This window comes from Demequina sediminis (assembly GCF_030296675.1).
Taxonomy (GTDB): domain Bacteria; phylum Actinomycetota; class Actinomycetes; order Actinomycetales; family Demequinaceae; genus Demequina; species Demequina sediminis.
Genome location: NZ_AP027736.1, coordinates 1,060,367 through 1,076,271, shown reverse-complemented (window position 1 = coordinate 1,076,271; position 15,905 = coordinate 1,060,367). Strand labels below are relative to the sequence as shown.

The 15,905-nt window shown below is 72.4% G+C and carries 13 protein-coding genes and 2 pseudogenes; 14 read left to right on the top strand and 1 reads right to left on the bottom strand.

The features are described from left to right. Positions 1-4: 4 nt before the first annotated feature. The 14 genes and pseudogenes from QUE44_RS14005 (at position 5) to QUE44_RS05445 (ending at position 11,557) form a co-directional block, all read left to right on the top strand. Positions 5-748 (top strand): glutamate ligase domain-containing protein, encoded by a 744-nt coding sequence (locus tag QUE44_RS14005; protein ID WP_350226899.1) that lies wholly within the window; start codon positions 5-7, stop codon positions 746-748. A gap of 1 nt (position 749) precedes the next feature. Then, positions 750-1,964 (top strand): FtsW/RodA/SpoVE family cell cycle protein, encoded by a 1,215-nt coding sequence (locus tag QUE44_RS05505; RefSeq protein ID WP_286216327.1) that lies wholly within the window; start codon positions 750-752, stop codon positions 1,962-1,964. Further along, a complete protein-coding gene (locus tag QUE44_RS05500; RefSeq protein ID WP_286216325.1) occupies positions 1,957-3,084 on the top strand; it encodes a UDP-N-acetylglucosamine--N-acetylmuramyl-(pentapeptide) pyrophosphoryl-undecaprenol N-acetylglucosamine transferase in 1,128 nt (375 codons plus the stop codon). Before QUE44_RS05505 ends, QUE44_RS05500 begins: the two co-directional genes overlap by 8 nt. Then, positions 3,081-3,311: pseudogene (locus QUE44_RS05495) on the top strand (Mur ligase domain-containing protein); the annotation flags it as partial. The gene QUE44_RS05500 and the pseudogene QUE44_RS05495, both read left to right, overlap by 4 nt. Before the next feature lie 239 nt (positions 3,312-3,550). Continuing rightward, positions 3,551-4,471 carry a glutamate ligase domain-containing protein gene (locus QUE44_RS05490; RefSeq protein ID WP_286216324.1) on the top strand — a complete coding sequence of 307 codons (921 nt, stop codon included), beginning with the start codon at positions 3,551-3,553 and terminating at the stop codon, positions 4,469-4,471. Between the two features lie 85 nt (positions 4,472-4,556). Then, positions 4,557-5,546: a cell division protein FtsQ/DivIB gene (locus tag QUE44_RS05485; RefSeq protein WP_286216323.1), complete on the top strand. Its 990-nt coding sequence runs from the start codon at positions 4,557-4,559 to the stop codon at positions 5,544-5,546. A gap of 156 nt (positions 5,547-5,702) precedes the next feature. Then, the gene (gene ftsZ / locus QUE44_RS05480) at positions 5,703-6,869 is read left to right on the top strand and encodes a cell division protein FtsZ (protein ID WP_286216322.1); all 1,167 of its coding nucleotides are present in this window, start codon (positions 5,703-5,705) and stop codon (positions 6,867-6,869) included. 6 nt (positions 6,870-6,875) lie between these two features. Further along, the gene (locus QUE44_RS05475) at positions 6,876-7,619 is read left to right on the top strand and encodes a purine nucleoside phosphorylase YfiH/LACC1 family protein (protein WP_286216321.1); all 744 of its coding nucleotides are present in this window, start codon (positions 6,876-6,878) and stop codon (positions 7,617-7,619) included. A 39-nt stretch (positions 7,620-7,658) separates the two neighbouring features. Beyond that, positions 7,659-8,141, top strand: a complete 483-nt coding sequence (locus QUE44_RS05470) for a cell division protein SepF (protein ID WP_286216319.1) — start codon at positions 7,659-7,661, stop codon at positions 8,139-8,141. Between the two features lie 21 nt (positions 8,142-8,162). Beyond that, a complete protein-coding gene (locus QUE44_RS05465) occupies positions 8,163-8,450 on the top strand; it encodes a YggT family protein (RefSeq protein WP_286216318.1) in 288 nt (95 codons plus the stop codon). Between the two features lie 113 nt (positions 8,451-8,563). Further along, complete coding sequence (locus QUE44_RS05460) at positions 8,564-9,544, top strand: DivIVA domain-containing protein (protein WP_286216316.1); 981 nt, start codon at positions 8,564-8,566, stop codon at positions 9,542-9,544. 100 nt (positions 9,545-9,644) lie between these two features. Then, positions 9,645-10,097: a TraR/DksA family transcriptional regulator gene (locus QUE44_RS05455; protein ID WP_286216314.1), complete on the top strand. Its 453-nt coding sequence runs from the start codon at positions 9,645-9,647 to the stop codon at positions 10,095-10,097. Next, positions 10,094-10,645 (top strand): signal peptidase II, encoded by a 552-nt coding sequence (lspA, locus tag QUE44_RS05450; protein WP_286216313.1) that lies wholly within the window; start codon positions 10,094-10,096, stop codon positions 10,643-10,645. Before QUE44_RS05455 ends, lspA begins: the two co-directional genes overlap by 4 nt. Further along, a pseudogene (locus QUE44_RS05445) lies at positions 10,638-11,557 on the top strand (RluA family pseudouridine synthase). Before lspA ends, QUE44_RS05445 begins: the two are co-directional and overlap by 8 nt. On the opposite strand, the gene hrpA reads toward QUE44_RS05445, so the two are convergent. After that, a complete protein-coding gene (gene hrpA, locus QUE44_RS05440) occupies positions 11,554-15,822 on the bottom strand; it encodes an ATP-dependent RNA helicase HrpA (protein ID WP_425557981.1) in 4,269 nt (1,422 codons plus the stop codon). The pseudogene QUE44_RS05445 and the gene hrpA overlap by 4 nt on opposite strands. Between the last annotated feature and the right edge of the window lie 83 nt (positions 15,823-15,905).

The following is a 15,905-nucleotide window of genomic DNA, read 5'->3' as shown; positions in this document are numbered from 1 at the left end:
GTCGATGGTCGAGGAGGCCGACGTGATCGACGGCGCCCGCGCGATCGGTGTGACGCTCGGAGCGCCCGCGGTGTCGCAGCTCGGGATCGTCGATGGCGTGATGTGCGACAGGGCGTTCCTCGATTCGCGCCACCACGAGGCGATCGAACTCGCCCACGTCGAGGACCTCGACCACCTCGTGGCGGGGGACGTGCCGCCCTACCTTGCCCTCAATGCGCTCGCCGCCGCGGCGCTGTGCCGCGCGGTGGGCGTGGCGCCCGAGGCCGTGCGCGACGGGCTCCGCGGATTCCGGCTCGATGCCCACCGCACCGCATGGGTGCGTGACGTCGACGGCGTCGCGTACGTCGACGACTCGAAGGCGACCAACGCGCATGCCGTCGAGGCGGCCTTCGGCGGTCGCGCTCCACGCTCGGTGGTGTGGATCGCGGGAGGACTCGCGAAGGGGCAGGAGTTCTCCTCGCTCGTGTCCGCGATCGGTCCGCGCGTGCGCGCGGCGGTGCTGATCGGGGTCGACCAGGCGCCGCTCGCCGATGCGCTCGCGAGACACGCGCCCGAGATACCCGTGGTGTCCATCGCGCCGGGGGAGGATGTGATGCAACGGGCGGTCGAGGCCGCCGGGGGCTCGCGGAGCCGGGAGACACGGTGCTCCTGTCACCCGCGTGCGCATCGATGGATCAGTTCCGCAGCTACGCGGACCGAGGAGAGGCGTTCACCAGGGCGGTGGAGGCATTGGACCGCTAGGGGGTGACATGACGGCGACGGCGGCACGGCCCGAGACCAGCGTCACGGCCTGGCGTTCCCCGATGGCGACCTCCTACCTGCTGGTGGCCGGCACCACGATCCTGGTCCTGCTGGGCCTCGCGGTGGTCCTCTCGAGCTCATCGGTGACGTCGATCCGGACGGATTCCGGCAACGCCTACTCGCACTTCATCACGCAGGTCATCGCGCTCGTGATCGGCCTCGCTGGCCTCGCGGTCGGCTCGCGGGTGTCGCCCACGTTCTGGAAGCGGGTCGCGCCCTTCGCCCTGTTCGGCTCGATCGGTTTGTTGATCCTCGTGCTCGCCACCGGCTTCTCGTCGGGAGGCAACCGCGCGTGGATCCGCATCGCGGGATTCAGCCTGCAGCCGTCCGAGGTCGCCAAGCTGGGCCTCGCGCTCTACCTCGGCGTGGTGCTGTCCATGTTCCGGCACCGGCTCACCAACCTCAAGTACGTGATGGTGCCCGGCGGGATCGTCGCGCTGGGCGTGCTGGGGCTCGTGCTCGCGGGACGCGACATGGGCACCGCGATGGTGATGCTGCTGCTCGTCGCGGTCGCGTTCTGGGTCGCGGGGGTGCCGGCCCGGTTCTTCGGTCTCTTCGGCGCGTTCGCCGGGGTCGGCATCCTGGTCCTGCTGAACTCGGGAGAGACCCGCATCGCCCGCATCATGCAGTGGGCGAGCGGGTCGTGCGAGGACATCCAGGCCTGCTGGCAGTCGACGCACGGCACGTGGGCGCTCGCGTCGGGCGGCCTGTGGGGCCTCGGCCCCGGCATGAGCCGCGAGAAGTGGGGCTGGCTGCCCGCCTCCGACAACGACTACATCTTCGCGATCATCGGCGAGGAGTTCGGGCTGATCGGCACGCTGCTCGTGCTGGCCGCCTTCGCGATGATCCTCATCGCCGTCACGCGCATCGTCACGCGCTCCACGGATCGCTTCGTGCAGATCTCGGGCGCCGCGATCGGCGCATGGATCGTCGGCCAGGCGACCATCAACATCGCGGTGGTCCTCGAGCTCGCGCCCGTGACCGGCGTGCCGCTTCCCCTCGTCTCCTCCGGAGGTTCGTCGCTCATCATGTCGCTCGTCGCCGTCGGCGTCCTCATGTCCTACGCCCGCCACGAGCCCGGCGCCGCCGAGGCCTTCGCTGCCCGCCCCTCGGTGGTGCGGCGCTCGCTCGCGGTCCTGTCGCGAGGACGCCGCCGTGGCTAGCCTGCTGCTCGCCGGTGGCGGCACCGCCGGACACGTCAACCCGCTCCTCGCGTGCGCATCGGCCCTCGTCGCACGCGGCCACACGGTCGCGGCGGTCGGCACCGCCGACGGACTGGAGGCCGACCTCGTCCCGCGCGCGGGACTCGACCTCATCGAGATCGACAAGGTTCCGTTTCCGCGCCGCCCCGACGTCGCCGCGCTGCGCTTCCCCGCGCGGCTGCGTCGCGCGATCCGTGACGCCGAGGCCGCGATCGATCGGGTGAGGGCCGATGCCGTGGTCGGCTTCGGCGGATATGTCTCGACGCCGGTCTACGTCGCCGCGCGTCGACGCGGCCTGCCGATCATCGTGCACGAGGCGAACGCGAAGCCGGGCATCGCCAACAAGCTCGGCGCGCGGCTCACGTCGCACGTCGCGGTGACCTTCCCCGGCACCCCGCTGCGCGGCGCGGTCGTGACCGGCCTGCCGCTGCGCCGCGAGATCGAGGACCTCTCGCGCACGCTCGCCGACCCCACGTCCCGTGCCGCCGCCGCGGCGGCGGCACGCGAGGCGCGCGGCTGGTCGCCGGATGCCCCGGTGCTGCTCGCCTTCGGCGGTTCGCTCGGGGCGGCGAGCCTCAACGCCGCGCTCGCCGAGGCGGTGGGCACGCTCGTCGGACACGGCGTGCACATCATCCACCTCACGGGCAGGGGCAAGACCGAGGAGGCGTACCGCGCACGCGCGGCGCTGCCGACCGCGGATCGGGGGATGTACGCCGTGGCGGAGTACGCGCACGACATGGCGGAGGCCTTCTCCGCCGCGGGGGCGGTCGCCTGCAGGTCGGGCGCCGCGACCGTGTGCGAGATCGGCGCGCTGGGGCTGCCCGCGCTGTATGTGCCCTTGCCGCACGGCAACGGCGAGCAGGCCCTCAACGCCGCCGCCGCGGTCGAGGCGGGCGCCGCCGCGCTCGTGCGGGACGCGGACCTCACTCCCGCGATCCTCACGTTGCAGGTCGAGTCCATGCTGCTCGACCCCGACACGGCAGGCGCGATGCGGACCGCGGCCAGCGGGATCGGCATCGCGGACGGCGCGGCCCGCCTCGCGGATCTCATCGAGGCGGCCCTTGCGGAGGCGGCGGCATGACCGATCGCATTCACTTCATCGCGGTCGGCGGCTCGGGCATGTCCGCCGTCGCGCGCCTCATCGCCGCGCGCGGCTACACCGTCACCGGCACCGACCTGCGCGAGAGCGCGTACTTCCTCGCGCTGCGCGACGCAGGCATGGACGTGCGGATCGGCCACGACGCGAGCCTGGTCGACGGCGCCACCGCGGTCGTGGTGTCCACCGCGGTGCGCGAGACCAACGTCGAGTTGGCGCGCGCGCGTGAGCTCGGCATCCCCGTGTGGCACCGCTCGGAGGCCCTCGTGGTGGCCCTCGAGGGGCAGCGGCTCGTCGCGGTTGCCGGATCGCACGGCAAGACCACCACCTCGGCGATGGTCGCTCACGCCCTGCACGCGAGCGGCATCGACGCTGGCTTCGCGGTGGGTGCCCGCGTGTTCGGCATCGAGGGTGCCGTCGCGGGGGCTACGCGGGCTCGGCCGGCATCGCAGTGCTCGAGGCCGACGAGTCGGACGGCTCGTTCCTGCGCTACTCGCCCGAGGTCGCGATCCTGCTCAACATCGAGCCCGACCACCTCGACCATCACGGCACGGTCGAGAACCTGCATCGCGCGTTCGGCGACTTCGCCGCGCAGTCTCGCACCGTGGTCGCGTGCGTCGACGATCCCGTCGTGCGCGGACTCGCGGACCGTGCCCGCGCGGCGGGAACGCGCGTGCTCACCTATGCCACGGCATCGTCCGGGCTGGAGGCCGACGCGCTCGTGGGGGGCACCACCGTGACTCACGCGGGACGCGAGGTCCCCCTCATGGTCTCGTCGCCCGGCCACCACAACCGCCTCAACGCGACGGCCGCGTGGCTCGCCGCGATCGAGATGGGTGCGGATCCCGCGGCGGCGGCCGCATCCTTCGCCTCTTTTGCCGGCACCGGGCGCAGGTACCAGCTGCGGGGCGAGGCGGCGGGGGTGCGGGTGATCGACGACTACGCGCACCATCCCACCGAGGTCGCTGCGCTGTTGCGCGCGGCGCGCGACGGGGGAGTGGGACGCATGGTCGTGCTGTTCCAGCCCGCGTTGTTCACTCGCACGCAGATGCACGCGGAGGGTTTCGGTCGCGCGCTGTCGGTCGCCGACACCGCCGTGGTCCTCGCGCCTGTCCACGGCGATCGGGAGGACCCCATCGAGGGAGTGACGTCCGCGTCCATCGCGGCGCACGCGACCATGCCGGAGGGATCGTCCCTGGTGCTCGCGGACGACCTCGAGGAGGCCGCGCGGCTCGCAGCCGACCTGGCGCGCCCGGGCGACACGGTGTTCACCGTGGGCTCGGGGACCGTGACGCTCGCGGCCGACTGGATCCTTCAGCGCCTCGCGACCCGCGAGGCCGCCGCCACGCCCGCCGAGGACTCGGATGGCTGAGGCGCGCAGGCCGCCGCGCCCGGCGATGCCTCCACGGCCGGCTGTGCCCGCGAGGCCGGCCATGCCGGCGCGCCCCGCTCCGGCGGTGCCGGAGCGGCCTCGCTCGGGCACCGCGGTCACGGGAGAGCGTCCGCAGGACGCTCCCGCGCGCGCCACCCCCGCCTCGGATGAGCCTCGGGACCCGGCCGCGGCCTGGCAGGTCTCGACCGCGCGGCGTCCGCGCGCACGCGCGACCGCAGACGTGAACGCCACCGAGGGCTCGCGATTCATGGGCGCGATGAGGCGGGGCACGGCTCGTGGGGCGGGTGCCGCGGCCGAGCAGCTGGGCAACGTCACGCTGCGCCTCCAGACGCGCCTCAAAGAGCAGGCGGCGGCGCAGCGCCGCCTGTCCGCGATCGTGTGGGCGCGACGTGCCGGGTATGTGGCGCTCTCGGCGCTGCTGGTGTGGATCGTGGTGGCCTCGCCCGTCCTCGCGCTCGATCCCGAGCAGGCCGAGGTGTCCGGCTTTGGCACCGTGGTCGACCCCGCCGACGTCGATGCGGTGATCGCGGAGTACGAGGGCACCTCGCTCGCGACGCTCGCGACGTCGCGCCTCGCCGACGCGCTGAGGGAGGTGCCAGGCGTGCGCGACGCGACCATCGAGCGCGTGTGGCCGCGCGGGCTGCTGGTCGAGCTCACGTCGCGCGAGCCCGTCGCGGCGGTACCGGACGGCGAGGGTGGGTTCTGGCTGGTCGACGCCGAGGCCACGCGCGTGGGCCGCGCGGGCGAGGCGCAGGAGTCGCTGCCGGTGGTCACCGTGCCGGTGGGGGAGGACCACGTGCGCGTGCTCGAGTCCGTCCTGGGGGTGGTGAACCAACTGCCCGTCGCGCTGCGCGAGCGCGTGAGCGACGTCAGCGCGTCCACCGAGGACACGGTGACCTTCGAACTGCGCGACGGACCACGCGTCGAGTGGGGCAGCGCCGAGGACTCCGCGCTCAAGGCCGGCGTCCTGCAGGTGCTGCTCGACTCGGGCCAGGCGCGCGACGCGTCCGTCATCGACGTCTCGGCCCCGACGCTGCCGACCACCAAGAAGTAGCAGACTCCCCGCTGCGGTTGCGCGTGCGCCGATAATTCGCGCCGCGCCGCGCGTGTCGGGCCGTCATGAGCGACCCCTGCCCGTACCTTCGACAGTGAACGACTTGACATAACTATAACCCTCAACTTGAGGGTTAAGGTTGAAAGGGACTGGCACATGGCCGCACCGCAGAACTACATCACGCACATCAAGGTCGTCGGCGTGGGCGGCGGCGGCGTGAACGCCGTGAACCGCATGATCGACGTCGGCCTCAAGGGCGCCGAATTCATCGCGATCAACACCGACGCCCAGGCGCTGCTCATGTCCGATGCGGACGTGAAGCTCGACATCGGCCGCGAGCTGACGCGCGGCCTCGGCGCGGGAGCCGACCCCGAGGTGGGCCGCAAGGCGGCCGAGGACCACGAGGACGAGATCGCGGAGGCGCTGCGCGGTGCCGACATGGTCTTCGTCACCGCGGGTGAGGGAGGCGGCACCGGCACGGGCGGCGCGCCCGTCGTGGCGCGCATCGCGCGCGCGATCGGCGCGCTCACGGTGGGAGTGGTGACGCGCCCGTTCGGCTTCGAGGGCCGTCGCCGCGCCGACCAGGCCGAGTCGGGAATCGCCAACCTGCGCGACGAGGTCGACACCCTGATCGTCATCCCCAACGACCGCCTGCTCGACATCTCGGACGCTCAACTGAGCGTGCTCGGGGCCTTCGCGGCCGCAGACCAGGTGCTCCAGGGCGGCGTGCAGGGCATCACCGACCTCATCACGACGCCGGGCCTCATCAACGTCGACTTCAACGACGTCAAGTCCGTCATGCAGGGCGCGGGTACCGCGCTCATGGGCGTGGCCAGCGCACGCGGCGAGTCCCGCGCGCTCGAGGCGGCCGAGGGCGCGATCGCGTCCCCGCTGCTCGAGGCCTCGATCGAGGGCGCGCACGGCGTGCTGCTGTCGATCTCCGGTGGCTCGAACCTGGGCATCAAGGAGGTCGAGACGGCCGCGCGCCTGGTGCGCGAGGCGGCTCACCCCGAGGCGAACATCATCTTCGGAACGGTAATCGACGACTCGCTGGGCGACGAGCTGCGCATCACCGTCATCGCGGCAGGCTTCGACGGCGGCGCCCCCACGCACCGCACGCACGCGGGCGCACTGGGCACGATCGAGTCCGCACCCGCACCCAAGGCGGAGGAGCTCGAGCCCGTGGACGCACCCGTCGAGACCGACGTGCTGCCCGCGAGCCCCTACGCGACCGAGCCCGCGCCCGCCACGGACGCGATCCCTACGAGGCCCGCGCCGCGCGAGGGGGCCGACACCCTCGACGTTCCCGAGTTCCTGCGGTAACACGGGGTGCTCGACGCCGGGCTTCCCGTTCGCGCCTTCTTCACCACCCGTGAGGGAGGGGTGTCGGTGGCTCCGTACGCGTCGCTCAACGTCGCCACTCATGTGGGCGACGCGCAGGAGGCGGTCGCGCTCAATCGCGCGACCGTCTCCGCCGCCGCGGGCGCTCCCGTGTCCTTCTTGACCGCGGTCCACGGGATCGGCGTGGTCGAGGTCACGTCGCCCGGCGAGGAGCCGGGGCCCGGCGACATCCTCGTGACGTGCGTTCCCGGTGTCGCTCTCGCCGCGATCGCGGCGGATTGCCTGCCGATCCTCCTCCACGACACCGCGTCGGGCGCCGTCGCCGCGGTCCACGCCGGGCGCGAGGGACTGCGCCGCGGCGCGATCGACGCGGCGGTGGCGGCGCTGCTCGACCTGCGAGGCCCTCGCGCGCGCGGCGACTTCTCCGCGAGCATCGGCCCCGGCATCTGCGGGCGCTGCTACGAGGTTCCCGCCCCGATGCGCGAGGAGGTAGCGGCGCGCCATCCCGCCGCCCGCGCCGTCACCCGCACGGGCTCGCCGGCGCTCGACCTCGCGCGCGCGGCGGAGGTCCGACTGGGCGAGTTGGGCTTCTCGACCGTGCTCAGGCATCGGTCCTGTACCGCCGAGGATCCCCGCCTGTTCTCGCACCGCCGCGACGGGGTGACCGGTCGCCAGGCCGGGGTGGTGGTGTGCGGCGTGTCGGTCCCTGACCGGCCGCGGGGACGGCCCTAACGTGAAGACGATCAATCGCATCACACCCAGGGGGTCAGAATGAGCGCACTGCGCAAGGCGATCCAGTACCTCGGCTTCGACGTCAACGAGCAGGAGGAGTACGAGTACGCCGAGCCCGAGCTCGCGCCCGTGACGAACCTGCACGACGTCTCCGAGGTCAAGCAGGCGAGCGCCACTAAGGCGAGCGCCTCCCGTCACGCCCGCGCACCGCGCGAGGCGGCGCCGGCGACCGCACCCGCGGCGGACCTCCGCCGCATCCAGACCATCAAGCCGCGCAGCTACAACGACGCGCGACTGATCGGCGAGGCGTTCCGCCAGGGCGTGCCCGTCATCATGAACCTCACCGAGATGACCGATGCCGACGCCAAGCGCCTCGTCGACTTCTCCGCCGGGCTGTCCTTCGGCCTGCACGGCTCGATCGAGCGCGTGACGACGTCGGTGTTCCTGCTGTCGCCCGCGCACGTCGAGATCGGAATCGACGACGAGCCTCAGCACGACCAGGCGTTCTACAACCAGGCCTGAGGGGCAGGTTAGGCTCTCCTGGTGCCATTCATCATTGGAGCGCTGCAGTTCCTCCTCTTCCTCTTCATGCTCGCCTTGCTGGCGCGCGTCGTGATCAGCCTGGTCATGGCGTTTTCGCGTGACTGGCGCCCGACAGGCGCCGGTCTCGTGGCCGTCGAGGGCGTCTTCACCGTCACCGATCCGCCGATCAAGGCGGTGCGCCGCGTCGTACCGCCGTTGTCGCTCGGCCAGGTGCGCATCGATCTCGCCTTCATCATCGTCTTCCTGGGAGTGCAGCTCCTGTCGGTCGCGCTGAACGCGTTCCGCTGACGAGACCGGCTCACGGCCGCTCAAGTGCGTGCCGATAAGTGAGTCGGTAGAGTGACAAATTATCCGTATGGCCGAACAACCGGCCCTGACGCAGACGCGAGGTGCAAGTCGACATGTCAATGCTCACCGCCGAGGACGTGCTCAACAAGGCCTTCTCCAAGACCAAGTACCGCGAGGGATTCGACCAGGACGAGGTCGACGACTTCCTCGATGAGGTCGCGGCGACCATCTCGCAGCTGACCGCCGAGCGCGACGAGCTCGCGGCGCGGCTCCAGGAGGGCGGCGGCGCACCGGCCCCGGCCACGGAGGCGTCGCCCGACACGGGGCTGCTGCAGGCCGCGACCGACCCCAACCCGCCGACACCCACCGGCATGCTCGCGATGGCGCAGAAGCTCCACGACGAGTACGTCGAGGCGGGCGAGGCCGAGAAGGAGCGCCTGGTCGAGGAGGGCAAGGCGAAGGCCGAGTCGATCGTCGAGCGTGCCGAGCAGGACGCGAAGGCGCGCATGGATCAGCTCTCGTCCGAGCGCTCGCTGCTCGAGACCAAGATCGATGACCTCCGCCGCTTCGAGCGTGACTACCGCGCGCGGCTGAAGTCGTACCTGTCGAACCTGCTCGGCGACCTCGACCACGCCGAGGGCACCGCTCCCGCGCCCGTCGCGACGTTCGTGGGCGAGGAGCTGCTCGACGGCTCCGACTCGGCCGAGACGCCGGAGCCCGAGGCCGCCGCGCCCGTGTGGGGTGCTCAGGCGCACGAGGCCGTGTCCGAGGACGACTCCGAGCCGCAGGCCGCCACCGAGCACGAGGACCAGGCGCCCGTGTGGGGTGCCGCGCCGCAGGCGAGCGACGCGTCCGACGACGAGTCTCACGACGAGTCTCACGACGGGTCTCACGACGAGACGGAGGACGCGGCACAGGAGGACGCCGAGCCCGAGCAGCAGGCCCCCGCTGCGCCGTTCGCCCCGGTCACGGGCGTGACGCCGACCCTCGCGGAGCCCGCCTACCAGCCGCAATCGACGCAGTTCGGCACGCCGTATGCGCCGCAGAATCCCTGGGCCAAGCCCGCGGAGGACGAGGGCGACCAGCGCGCCTGATCCCGACCACCAGCAGGGCGCCGCGCCGATGGGCGCGGCGCTTTGCTATGTCGCCGGAACGGGACTACCCTCCTTTCACCAGGCAGAGACGAGGACAGTCATGAGCAGCACCGATGTGACCATCGTGGTGGTCGACCCCGCCGAGCTGAAGCCGGCGGACGCGAAGAAGCTTCCCGTGCGCGAGGGCGACGAGGCCTGGAAGATCGCGGACCTCCGGCAGATCGTCGAGCTTCTCAACTCCGACGTCGAGCGGCTCGTGACCGAGCTGGGCGTCACCGAGCACGAGCTCGATGACCTGCTCCACACCTCCGAGGGTGCGGGCGACGACCAGGCCGACGCCGGCTCGACCGCTCTCGAGCGCGAGCAGGAGATGTCGATCGTCAACAACACCCGCGACATGCTCGAGCAGAGTGTCGATGCGCTGCGCCGCATCACCGCCGGCACGTACGGCGAATGCCAGTCATGCGGCCAGGGGATCGGACGCGCGCGCCTCATGGCGTTCCCGCGTGCGAGCCTGTGCGTCGCCTGCAAGCAGCGCGAGGAGCGTCGTTGACCTGGAGGCCGGCGTTCTGGCTCGCCGCCGCGGGCGTCGTCCTCCTCGATCAGGCCACCAAGCAGTGGGCCCTCTCGGCCCTCGAGCCGTACGAGCAGCACCCGCTGCTGGGTGACCTGCTGTCGATCCAGCTGGTGTTCAACTCCGGCGCTGCCTTCAGTCTCGGCAGCGAGTTCACGTGGGTGCTGACCGTGGTCGCGCTGCTCGTCACGGCCGGGATCGTGTTCTATGGCAGGCGCGCGCAGCGGAGCTGGGCGGCCGTGGTCTTCGGCATCGGGCTGGGAGGTGCGGTCGGCAACCTCATCGACCGGCTCTTCCGCGACCCGTCGTTTGGCCAGGGTCACGTGGTCGACATGATCAACTACGGCAATCAGTTCGTCGGGAACGTCGCCGACATCGCGATCGTGGGCGCCGCCGCGGCGCTCGTGATCGCGGGGATCTTCTCGCTCCCCGTGCTCGATGGCGGGCCCGCGGAGGGGGACGATGCCCCGGCGGAGTCGGGCGACGAGGTCACCGCCGCCGAGAACGGCGCGGGTGAGCGTGGCTGACACCCGCTACCTGCCCGTTCCCAACGCCCTCGTGGGGAGCGCGCAGACGCCGCCCTGGCGCGCCTGTTGGGCATGTCCAGGACCAAGACGGCGGAGTTCCTCGACGCGGGCGCGGTCGTGCTCGACGGGCGCCCGGTGGGCCGCTCGGATCGCCTCAGCGACGGCGTGCTCGCCGTCGACCTTCCCGACGAGCGTCCCGCGGCGCCGGAGCCGCCGATCCCCGGCGGCCTCACGATCGCATACGAGGACGAGGACGTCGTCGTGGTCGACAAGCCGGTCGGCGTCGCGGCTCATCCGTCGCCCGGCTGGACAGGGCCCACCGTGGTGGGCTCTCTCGCCTCCGCCGGCCACCGCCTCGCCGAGGCCGGCCCGCCCGAGCGCCAGGGCATCGTTCACCGCCTCGACGTCGGCACCTCGGGTCTCATGGTGGTGGCGCGAACCATCCCGGCGTACAGCGCGCTCAAGGCCGCCTTCAAGGAGCGCACGGTCGAGAAGATCTACCACGCGGTCGCGCAGGGACACCTCGATCCGACCGCGGGCACGATCGACGCGCCGATCGGCCGCCACCCGAATTCGGACTGGAAGTTCGCGGTGGTCGAGGGCGGCAAGCCGTCCGTCACGCACTACGAGGTGCTCGAGATGTTCCCGTCCGCCTCGCTGCTCGAGGTTCATCTCGAGACGGGACGCACGCACCAGATCCGCGTGCACATGGCGGCCATGCGGCACCCGCTCGCGGGCGACCTCACGTACGGCGCCGACCCGACGCTCGCGAAGCGCCTGGGCCTGTCGCGACAGTGGCTGCACGCGCAGGAGCTCGCGTTTGAGCACCCCACGCGGGGCGGCGAGGTGCGTGTCACGTCGACCTACCCGGCGGACCTCGCGGCCGCTCTCGAAACGCTGCGCGGCCTCTAGCCGAGTGCGGCGAGCGCCTTGCGCACGCGCTGCTCGCTCACGGGGCCGTCGGTGCCGAGCTGCTGGGCGAACAGCGACACCCTGAGCTCCTCGATCATCCAGCGCACCGCCTCGAGGGACGCGGAGACCTCGGGATCCGGGCGGCCGGCGGCGCGCGCGTCCCTGACCGCCTCGTAGGCCTCGACGGCCTGGCCCACCTGCCACGCGAGCTGCGCGTCGCGCGAGGGATCGGCCTGGGCCTTCTCAAGGCGGCGCATCGCTGCCGCGAGGTAGCGCGGCAGGTGTCGCAGGCGGTCGGGCGGGGTGGCGGCGATGAAGCCCTCGCCGACAAGCGCGGCGGACTGCTCGCGCAGGTCCTGGAGGGTCGCGAGCAGCGACATCGAGGTGGCGGCGCGCACCCGCGAGTCGAGGTCGCGAGCTGCCGCGAGAGCCGCCGCGGCGAGGCGAGCGGTCGCGAGCACCTCGTCCTCGAGGCGCGCGCGCACGTCGGCGCGAAGCGATTCGTACGCCGCGCGGTCGCGCACGCTCGCCGCGGCCGGCGTGAGGACCGCGACGGCGGCGAGCTGGAGGTCGTCCACGAGCGCCTCGGTGGTGCGGTAGGGCGACGCACCCAGCGCGAGCGACTCGGCGGGGGACCAGCGCGTCGTGACGCGCTTGACGGGCAGCGCGAGTTCGGTGAGCAGCAGGCGGCGCACGCCCCTGGCGTGGAGCGCCCGCGCGTCCGTGGCCGTCGCGAGCACGCGGAGTGCGGCGCGGGCCACGCCTCCGGCGCGCTCCTCGACCAGTGCGGGGTAGCCGCGGGCCACCACTCCGTGCACGGTCCCCTCGACCTCGGTGGGCAGCACGTCCATGTCGGGCCACGTGGCGAGTGCGTCGACCTCGGCCACCGCGGCACTCGTGGGCCGCGCGGTCGGCGCAGTCGGCGCGGCGAGCGGCGCGCGGGACCCGGCTCGGGCATCGGCGCCCGCTCGCGGACGCGACGCGGCCTCGGCGGCGCGATGCACCGCGGTGCGCACCGCATCCTGAGCCTGTGGCGCGAGGGCGCGCTGCAGCGCCTCGAGCGTGCGCTCCTCTCCGCGCACGCGCTCGCGCCCGCCCTGCACCTCGACGGCGCGGAAGGACATGCGCAGGTGTGCGGGCAGACGCTCGTCGAGCCCGTCCCACGCGTCCGCGGGGATGTCGACGCCGCGCAGGTCACGCACCGCGCGCGCGAAGGCGACGCGGAACGGCTCGGCCATGTCGCCCGCCCGCACCACGTCCGCCCACGCGGGAGTGTGTGCCGAGAGCCACGCGACGATCTCCCTCGCGGCGTCCGGCGCCGGCACGAGCAGCCGCCTGACGGCCTTGGGCAGCGCGCGGATCGTGGCGAGCACGAGCTCGGGCAGCAGGCCGGGGACCAGCCAGTCGAAGCCCTCGGGAACGACGCGCGGCAGGACCCCCAACGGGATGTGGACCGTCACGCCGTCGGCATCGGTGCCGGGCTCGAACTGGTAGGTGAGCGGCAGCTCGAGGTCCAGCTGCGGCCAGGCGTCGGGGAAGGCCGATGCGTCGACGGCCGCGCTCTCGGGTACCAGTTCCTCGAGCGTGAGCGTCAGCAGTTGCGGAGTGTCGCGCCTGGCGTCCTTCCACCAGCGGTCGAAGTGGCGCGCCGACACGATTCCTGAGGGGAGGCGGGCGTCGTAGAACGCGAACAGCGTCTCGTCGTCGGCGATGACGCCGCGCGTGCGCGAACGCGCCTCGATCTCGGCCGCCTCCTCGAGCACGCGCTGGTTGTCGCGCCAGAAGTGGTGGTGCGTGGTCCATTCGCCGCCGACGAGCGCGTGGCGGATGAACAGGTCGCGCGCCTCCTCGGGGTTGACCTTGGCCCACAGCACGGGTCGCTCGGCGACGATCGGCACGCCGTACAGCAGCACCTTCTCGGTCGCCATCGCGGCGCCACGCTTGGTGCTCCAGTGCGGCTCGGAATAGGTGCGCTTGGCAAGGTCGCCCGCGAGCTCCTCTGCCCACGCGGGGTCGATCCGCGCGACGTCGCGCGCCCACAGCCTGCTGGTCTCGACCAGCTCGGCCGCCATCACGAACTCGGGTGGCTTCTTCGACAGCGGCGAACCCGGGTTGATCGCGAAGCGGATCCCGCGCGCGCCGATGAACTCGTTCGAGGCGCGCTTGCGTGCGCGCCGCATCTCCTTGGCGCGCGCCTCGCCCTTGAGGTGCGAGAAGCTCGACGCCTTGAGCTGGAGGACGTCCTGCGCCCCGATCTGCGACAGCAGGCCCGCGAGCACGCTGCGGTGGATCGCGTCCTCGTTCCACAGATGGCGCAGCGCGCCGGAGCCCTCGGGGTCCTCGACGGGGGAGGGTGCGCGATACGGCATCTCGATGCCGAGCCCCTTGGCGGCCTCCCTGATCTGTTGGACCAGGTCCTGCCACTCCCGCACGCGCAGGAAGTTGAGGTGTTCTGCCTTGCACATGCGGCGGAACTGGTTGCCCGAGAGCGCGTGCTGGCGCTCGCGCACGTGCTCCCACAGGTTGAGGTACGCGAGCAGGTCGGAACCGGGATCCGCGAAGCGGCGGTGGAGGAGGTCGGCCTCGTCGCGGCGCTCGGTCGGGCGCTCGCGCGGGTCCTGGATGCTCAGCGCGGCCGCGATGACCGCGACCTCGCGCGCGACACCGCGCCTCGAGCCCTCGACGATCATGCGTGCCTGGCGCGGATCCATGGGAAGTCGCGCGAGCATGCGTCCGGTCTCGGTGAGTACGGTGGTCGAGGGCCCGGCGGAGCCCTCGCGGACCGCGATCGCCCCGAGCTCGGTGAGCAGCTGCACGCCGTCGCGGATCGCGCGCGTGTCGGGCGGCTCGACAAACGGGAACCGCGCCACCTCGTCGGGAGACGAGGCGACTCCAACCGAGATCATCTGCAGCAGCACGCTCGCGAGCGACGTCCTCAGGATCTCGGGCTCGGTGAAGGCCGGCCGCGCCTCGAAGTCGTCCTCGGAGTACAGCCGGATCGCGATGCCGTCCGCGAGTCGTCCCGCGCGGCCCGAGCGCTGGCGCGCGCTGGCCTGAGAGATGGGTTCGATCGGGAGGCGCTGGACCTTGGTCGCCTTCGAGTAGCGCGACACGCGCGCGGTGCCGGGGTCGACCACGTAGTGGATGCCCGGCACGGTGAGCGAGGTCTCCGCGACGTTGGTCGCGAGCACGATCCTGCGCGCGGTGTGCCGCTCGAAGACGCGGTGTTGCTCGGCCGCCGACAGTCGTGAGAACAGCGGCAGGATCTCGACGCGCCGCGGGTGGCGGGGGTCGCGGGCGCGGTCGCCCAGGTGAGCCTCGAGGGCGTCGGCGGCGTCGTGGATCTCGCGTTCCCCCGACAGGAACACGAGGATGTCGCCGTCCCCCTCGGTCATGAGCTCGGTGCACGCGTCGACGATGCCCGTCATGAGGTCGCGCTCGTCGCCCTTGTCCTCGCCCTCGAGCGGGCGGTAGCGGACCTCGACCGGGTAGGTGCGGCCGGTGACCTCGACCACCGGCGCGAGCGGGGCATCGTCCCCCGCGTCCCTGCCACCCGGCCGGAAGTGCGCGGCGAAGCGCTCCGAGTCGATGGTCGCTGACGTGATGATGACCTTGAGGTCGGGGCGTCGCGGCAGCAGGTTGGTGAGGTAGCCCAGCAGAAAGTCGATGTTGAGGCTGCGCTCGTGCGCCTCGTCGATGATGAGCGTGTCGTAGGCCAGCAGCTCGGGGTCGCGCTGAATCTGCGCGAGCAGGATGCCGTCCGTCATGACCTTGACGAGGGTGCTTTCGCTCGAGGTGTCGGTGAAGCGCACCTGAAAGCCGACCGTCTCACCCAGGGGCGTGCCGATCTCCTCCGCGACACGCTCCGCGACCGCGCGCGCGGCAATCCTGCGCGGCTGGGTGTGGCCGATCTGCCCGGCACGACCGCGTCCCAGGTCGAGACAGATCTTGGGGATCTGCGTGGTCTTTCCCGAGCCGGTCTCGCCCGCGACGATGACCACCTGGTGGTCGCGAATCGCGGCGGCGATGTCCTCGCGCCGCGCCGAGACGGGCAGCTCGGGCGGATAGGTGAGTGGGGGCAACTCGACGGCCGCGCGCGCCGCGGCGGCACGCTCGAGCGCGCGGGGATTGACGCGGGGACGATGCCGGGGCTGGGTCCCGCGGCGACCGTTGGCGGCGCGGCGGTTGCCGCCTCCGGCGCCGGCGCCCGCGCCGCCGCCGACACCCCGGCGGGGGCCGCGCGCGGGCAGGGACTCGTCACTCACCCGGACATTCTCCCAAGTCCCACGGGCATCGCCGACCGTGCCGGGGCATCGTCCCCTCGATGTCTGCGGCGGCTCCTAGAATC

Bases quoted from the DNA above. Each gene is read 5' to 3' on its own strand.
- QUE44_RS14005 (WP_350226899.1), top strand. From the start codon at position 5: ATGGTCGAGGAGGCCGACGTGATCGACGGCGCCCGCGCGATCGGTGTG.
- QUE44_RS05460 (WP_286216316.1), top strand. From the start codon at position 8,564: ATGTCAATGCTCACCGCCGAGGACGTGCTCAACAAGGCCTTCTCCAAG.
- QUE44_RS05505 (WP_286216327.1), top strand. From the start codon at position 750: ATGACGGCGACGGCGGCACGGCCCGAGACCAGCGTCACGGCCTGGCGT.
- QUE44_RS05470 (WP_286216319.1), top strand. From the start codon at position 7,659: ATGAGCGCACTGCGCAAGGCGATCCAGTACCTCGGCTTCGACGTCAAC.
- QUE44_RS05455 (WP_286216314.1), top strand. From the start codon at position 9,645: ATGAGCAGCACCGATGTGACCATCGTGGTGGTCGACCCCGCCGAGCTG.
- ftsZ (WP_286216322.1), top strand. From the start codon at position 5,703: ATGGCCGCACCGCAGAACTACATCACGCACATCAAGGTCGTCGGCGTG.